This window comes from Microbacterium paludicola (assembly GCF_039529675.1).
GTDB lineage: Bacteria > Actinomycetota > Actinomycetes > Actinomycetales > Microbacteriaceae > Microbacterium > Microbacterium paludicola.
This window is the reverse complement of sequence record NZ_BAAANG010000018.1, coordinates 267,786-273,865: the sequence shown is the minus strand read 5'-3', so window position 1 is coordinate 273,865 and position 6,080 is coordinate 267,786. Positions and strand designations below refer to the sequence as shown.

The 6,080-nt window shown below is 70.8% G+C and carries 7 protein-coding genes and 1 tRNA gene; all 8 read right to left on the bottom strand.

Features of this window, described 5'->3' with window-relative positions; translation table 11 throughout:
* Positions 1 to 59 precede the first annotated feature (59 nt).
* On the bottom strand, positions 60 to 890 hold the full coding sequence (locus ABD161_RS09640) for a hypothetical protein (protein WP_344001889.1): 831 nt from the start codon (positions 888 to 890) through the stop codon (positions 60 to 62).
* 27 nt (positions 891 to 917) lie between these two features.
* Positions 918 to 1,316: a TIGR03618 family F420-dependent PPOX class oxidoreductase gene (locus tag ABD161_RS09635; RefSeq protein WP_344001887.1), complete on the bottom strand. Its 399-nt coding sequence runs from the start codon at positions 1,314 to 1,316 to the stop codon at positions 918 to 920.
* 64 nt (positions 1,317 to 1,380) lie between these two features.
* Positions 1,381 to 2,325: a hypothetical protein gene (locus tag ABD161_RS09630; RefSeq protein WP_344001885.1), complete on the bottom strand. Its 945-nt coding sequence runs from the start codon at positions 2,323 to 2,325 to the stop codon at positions 1,381 to 1,383.
* Positions 2,326 to 2,378: 53 nt separating this feature from the next.
* Entirely contained in the window at positions 2,379 to 2,693 is a 315-nt protein-coding gene (locus ABD161_RS09625; RefSeq protein WP_135115245.1) for a DUF7882 family protein, read from the bottom strand.
* Between the two features lie 108 nt (positions 2,694 to 2,801).
* Complete coding sequence (locus ABD161_RS09620) at positions 2,802 to 3,065, bottom strand: hypothetical protein (protein ID WP_344001883.1); 264 nt, start codon at positions 3,063 to 3,065, stop codon at positions 2,802 to 2,804.
* Between the two features lie 74 nt (positions 3,066 to 3,139).
* Positions 3,140 to 4,171: a DUF4232 domain-containing protein gene (locus tag ABD161_RS09615; RefSeq protein WP_344001881.1), complete on the bottom strand. Its 1,032-nt coding sequence runs from the start codon at positions 4,169 to 4,171 to the stop codon at positions 3,140 to 3,142.
* 227 nt (positions 4,172 to 4,398) lie between these two features.
* Positions 4,399 to 4,470: transfer RNA gene (locus tag ABD161_RS09610), tRNA-Gln, on the bottom strand.
* A gap of 89 nt (positions 4,471 to 4,559) precedes the next feature.
* A complete protein-coding gene (gltX, locus tag ABD161_RS09605; RefSeq protein ID WP_344001879.1) occupies positions 4,560 to 6,071 on the bottom strand; it encodes a glutamate--tRNA ligase in 1,512 nt (503 codons plus the stop codon).
* Positions 6,072 to 6,080: the final 9 nt, after the last annotated feature.

Sequence of the window (6,080 nt, the reverse complement as noted above, 5' to 3'; positions counted from 1 at the left end):
CCCGCCGGCGTCACCCTCTGCGCCATCCTCACCTGGGTCCGACTATTGGGAGACACGACCTAGCCGGCCTGCGCGGGCGTCGGCACGGGCGGTTCAACCCTCCACACCTTCACGACGTCGCCGACGAGCTCGAGCCGGAAGATCGTCCCCTCAGGGGCATCGCCGACCCGCTCGCTCCGGAACGGGTACGCGTCGTCCTGGATCTCGTTGTGCACCTGACCGTCGAGCACAACGTTGAGGGACTGCGCCGCACACGTCGACCAGACGTATGGCGCCGACTCCAGGGGCAGAACGGCGATGCAGCGGAAGCCCTGCATGTGCGGATCCGTCCACGAGCGGATGTCGAGGTCGTGATAGCGCTCGTATATGACGGCGTCCGCCGGCACATCCTGGCGCGCCGGACGATCCTCGTCGACGATCCTCAGCACGGCATCCGGCTGCGGCCCGCTCTGCGCCACGGCGGTGGAAAGCCCTCCACCGAGGAGGAGTCCGGCCAAGAGAGCGCCGGCGATCCACGGCCAGCGCCTGCCGTTCGCCACCGGGGCGGGCCCCGGGGCCGCTGACGGCAGTTCGGCGGGGCCCGCGTGCACGGCGGACGCCGCGGCGGCGGGCGTGGCGCCGTCGGCTGCGACGCCGTCCGCCGATGCGCGAGCGCGACTCTCGAGCTCGCGCAGCCGTTCGAGACCCGCGGCATCGATGCCGCCCTCCGGGCCATAGGCCCGGCGCATCAGCTCGGCGCGCTCGCCGGCATCGACGACGGGGCGTGCCGGCGTCGGCGCCTGCGCGCGGCCCTCGAGCTCGCGCAGCCGTTCGATTCCCGCGGCATCGATGCCGCCTCCCGGGCCGTACGCCCGGCGCCTCAGCTCCGCGAGTTCGGCTGCTTCGTCCACGGGCTCATTCAAGCACCCGCCGGGAGATCACTCGTCCGAATAGTCGAGCGCCCACCACGAGGTCGGCCGCACCACCATCACCGCGAGCCCTTCCCGCAGCTCGTACGGCTCCCCGGTGTACTTCCGCGCGATGCGGTCCACCGTCGGCAGCGCGGCATCGCCCTCCAGCCGCTCCACCACCCCGCCGCGCACCGTCGCCATGTGCAGGGGTTTCCCCGGCTCGGTGATCGAGATGGCGACCCGCGGGTCCCGCGCGATGTTCCGATCCTTCAGCGACCCCGCGACGGTGAAGAACACGAGATCCGACTCACCCTCGACATCGATCCACAGCGGCACCGAGCGGGGACCGCCGTCGGCGCCGACCGTCGCAAGGTGCGCGACCGCGGTGGTGGTGAAGAGGGGCGCGACATCCGACCAGCTGATCATGCTGTCAACGCTAGATCCGCCCGCGCGTCCGAGGGTCAGACGTCGGCGAAGGCCGTCCCGCGGGTCAGCCGCGCAGGATGGCGAGGCGCTCGGCCTCCGCGCGGTCGAGCTCGCGCGCGACATCGCTCGCCTGCGTCTCGAGCCGCTGGTCGATGCTGTCGACCAGATGCTGCGCGGCGGCGACGCGCTCCTGCGCGTCCTGGATCCGGCCGCGTACCGCCCAGGACGAGAAGATGTCGTCGAACCACAGGTCGAACGCGCTCAGGCCGTCGCGGAAGTCGAGGTCGAAGCTCGCGCGCTGACTGATGTGCCCCAGCTCCGCCGACAGGAACCGCAGTGCACGATCGGCGACCTTCAGCTCCTGCGCGGCGGCCTCCATCCGATCGCGCTTGGCGAGGTCGGTGAGGATGCCCGAGTCGAAGAAGGTGTCGTAGGTCGCCCATCCCGACGCCTCCTTGAGCACCCTCGCCGCCGACGCAAGCGGCGGGCGGGCCGCCTCCGCCGCGGCACGCGCCTCGGCCACCTCGCGCTGCTCGGCCTCGAGCTGCGCGACCCGGTGGAGGATCGACGTCAGGGTCTCCGCATCGACGCCGCCGTGGCGCAGCACCCATTCCTCCACGGCGCGTCGCGCCTGCTCCTGCTGGCCGGAGACGTCGCCCAACGCCGCATGACGCTGCTCGACGAGGCCCGCCTGCTCCTCGGCCGCTCGCAGGCCCTCGGTCGCGGCATCGAGGCGGTAGAGGGCCGCCTGCTGCTCGGCGCGCTCGCGGGCGAGCCGCTCCCCCGTGTCCCCGCGGAGATCGGCCCACACCCGCGCGAACGAGACGCGCTCGAGCCGCTCCACATCCGCGGCTTCCTTGCCCAGTTCACTGCGCGCCGCGGCCACGGCGTGGCGGGCGGCGTCGACCTGCGCACGATGTCCGTGCAGCAGCGCGGCGAGCCGCTCGGCTTCGGCGACGGCCCGCTCGGCGCCCGCGAGCGCGCCGCGGGGATCCTCGGTGTTCAGCACACCGCCATCCTGTCGCATCCGGCACGAACCACCGCGCCGGAGGCATTGCGAAGTCAGCTGACGGGCGCGCTCGTGTCCTCGTGCTCGCCCGTGAGGATGATGCCGCCTCCGTTGTTGGCGGAGTCGACCAGGCGCTGGATCCACGCGCGGTTGAGGTCCGTCGGCTCCGCGTCGTCGAAGTCGAACTTCACGGGAATCGCGGGATGGATCCAGATCGTCGTGCGACCGAACTCGTCGGGGCGCGTCCAGGAGAGCGTGAAGCTCTCGTGACGGCGGAGCTTGGTCGTGATCACCACCTGCAGGTGAGCGAGCGTGCGGTCGTCGATCTCGACGGCAGGTCCGATGTGGTCGTAGATCAGTCGTCCCATGTCGGGCCTCCTCGTTAGAAGGCCGACACTACATCGTGGGCTAAGTTTTCGGTGCCTCCTCCATGGGCTGAACCGGCAACACGCCGTGGCTCGCTCGAGGCGACCCCGTCAGAAGGCGTCGAACCCGGTGTCGTAGGGCTCGCCGTCGCGCGGATCCAGTTCCACTGTCTCCGTCGTGACCACAATCTGCACGCCGCTCGAGATGAGCACGCTCACCTTCCTGTCACCCCCGAGCGCCAGTTCCACGAATGTCCCCGGCGCCGCTTCCTGGATGCGCCGCTTCACGTCCTCGGGGTCCTGCCCCGGCGCGAGGACATAGCTGCGCCCATTGACATCGACCTCGATCCTGACCACCGTCTCCGCGTCCCCCATACGCGCCACGGTAGGCCCCGAGGCCCGCTCGGCTCAGGGGGTTGCGCATTCGGCAGAATGCGGAGTGGGCGGCCTCACGATGCGATGTACCAGGGAGTCAGCGTCATCTCGGCGCCGTCGACGATGTCGAGCGTCTCGGTCGCCGGCGTCCGCTGCGCACCCGCCCAGGGAGCCATCAGCACCGTGAGCTCACTCGGGCGTCCCGTCGGTGCGCGCCACACGAGATCGGCGCGTGCGGCGCCACCCGGATCGAGAGTCACTGCGCCTGCGCCGATCGGCCCGCCGGTCGAGGTGCTGTCGCGAGGCGCGATCATCGGTCGGATGGCGTTGCCCTCCGGGGACGCGAACGCGAGGTCGGGCAGGCCGCTCAGATCGCAAGCCTCTGCCGAGACGTTGCGTGCCTCGAACGCGAGATAGCGCGTGCCGGATGCGGCGTCGGAGCCGGCGATCGTCACGACGACGTCCTCGGCCGAGCAGCGTCCGGGGAAGTCCGGGGCGGGGGTCGCTGCGACGTCCGACGGCGGGTCGGTGGCAACCGGCGCCGGTTGCTCGGACGGCTCAGGCTGCGCCACCTCGGTGGTCGCGGAGAGCGCCGCCCCGCGCGTGGCTGCGGCGAGACATGCGCCGGCGACCGCGGCGGCGACCACCAGCGCCAGGATCAGGATGCCTCGGTGTCGTCCCTGGGGATGCCGCGGGCCGCTCAGCACGGCGACGAGGGCGGGACCCCACCCCCAGATCAGCCCCCAGCGCGCAGCTTCCGTCAGCGCGGGAAGGGTGAAGGTGCGCAGGAAGGAGCCACCGAGACCACCGGCCCGCTCCGTCCACAGCAGCCACTCGCCGAGCTGTGCGATCCCCACGACGCCGATCGCGACCACCACCGCGCCGCACCACAGGAGGATCACGCGGACCCACCGGCGTTCCATGCCCCTCGAGCCACGGAGAACCGGGATCGACACGGCCGCCAGCGCGAATCCGAGCGTGAACAGCAGTGTCACCCAGATCAGTGCCGGCCATGGAGCGACGGTGTACCCCGCGTGCGCGGGGACGATGGTCGGCAGCCAGACCTCGATCACCCGCCACGCCTCGATCGGGCTGCGGGACGCCACTGTCCGATGAAGAAGATCGGCGGCGATGGCTGCGAGCACGCCGGTCACAGCGAACGCCGCCCATCCGAGCCAGCCGATGCCCGATTGCCGATCTGTGCCGTGCGATTCGAGGCCCCCCTGAGTCATCACCGGCCAAGTGCGGCATGCGCGATCCGCTGACTCCCCTCGACGACGGCACTCGCACCGGGAACGAGAAAACCCCCGCCTGAGCGGGGGTTTTCTTGAAGCTGGGGTACCTGGACTCGAACCAAGAACAACTGAACCAGAATCAGCCGTGTTGCCAATTACACCATACCCCAAGGGCGTCCGGCCGAAGCCGTACCGAGGGTCTAGCTTACCCGACGGTGCGGGTGCCTCCAAACCGGACGGATCGCCATGGCGTGTCGGGCTAGGACAGCTCCTCCACGAGGGCGACGAGACGACGGATCGACTCGGGCTTGCCGAGCAGCTCCATCGACTCGAACAGCGGCGGCGAGACGCGGCGGCCGGTGATCGCGACGCGGGGCGGGCCGTAGGCGACCCGCGGCTTGAGGCCGAGGCCGTCGATCAGGGCGGCCGACAGCGCGGCCTGGATCGCCGCAGCGTCGAACCCGTCCTCGGCGAGAGGCTCGAGGGCCTCGGCACAGGCCGTGAGCACCTCGACCGCGTTCTCGGGCAGCCCGGCGCGAGCGTCCTCCTCGTACGTGATGTACTCGGCGAACAGGAAGCCGAGCAGGCCGGGGGCATCCCCGAGCAGCGGCAGACGCTCCTGGATGAGCGGCGCGGCCGCGACGATCAGCGCGCGCTGCTCGTCGGTCGGGTTCTCCCCCACCACGTCGGCCTTCACGAGGTACGGCGTGATGCGCTCGGCGAAGTCCGCCGGCTCGAGCATGCGGATGTGATCGCCGTTGATCGACTCGGCCTTCTTCTGGTCGAAGCGCGCCGGGTTCGGGTTGACGTCGGCGATGTCGAACGCCGCGGTGAACTCGTCGAGCGAGAAGACGTCGCGGTCGGGTCCGATCGACCAGCCGAGCAGCGCGAGGTAGTTGAGCAGCCCCTCGGGGATGAAGCCGCGCTCGCGATGAAGGAACAGGTCGGCGCGCGGGTCGCGCTTCGAGAGCTTCTTCGTGCCGTCGCCGAGCACGAGCGGCATGTGACCGAAGCGCGGGATGAAGCTGGTCACGCCCGCGTCGATGAGGGCCGAGTACAGCACGAGCTGACGCGCCGTCGACGGCATCAGGTCCTCGCCGCGCAGCACGTGGGTGATGCCCATGAGCGCGTCGTCGACCGGATTCACGAACGTGTAGAGCGGCGCGCCGTTCGGGCGCACGATCACGAAGTCGGGGAACGACCCCGCGGGGAAGGTCACCTCGCCGCGGATGAGGTCGACGTACGTGATGTCCTCGTCCGGCACGCGCAGGCGCAGCGCCGGCTGGCGCCCCTCCGCGCGGAACGCGGCCTTCTGCTCGTCCGCGAGGTCGCGGTCGTAGTTGTCGTAGCCGAGCTGCTTGGCGCGGCCGTTCGCCTCGTTGCGCGCGTCGATCTCCTCGGCGGTCGAGTAGCTCTCGTAGACCGCTCCCGCGGCCTTGAGCTTCTCGAGCACCTCGAGGTAGAGGTCGGTGCGCTGCGACTGACGGTACGGCGCGTGCGGGCCGCCGACCTCGACGCCCTCGTCCCAGTCGATCTTCAGCCAGCGGAGCGCGTCGAGCAGTTGCTGGTAGCTCTCCTCGCTGTCGCGCGCGGCATCCGTGTCCTCGATGCGGAACACGAGCTTGCCGCCGTGGTGGCGTGCGTAGGCCCAGTTGAACAGGACGGTGCGGATCAGGCCGACGTGCGGCAGACCGGTGGGCGACGGGCAGAAGCGCACGCGGACGTCCGCGCCGGTGGCGGTCGTGGTGCGGGGATCGGGTGCAGAAGACATCGGATCCAG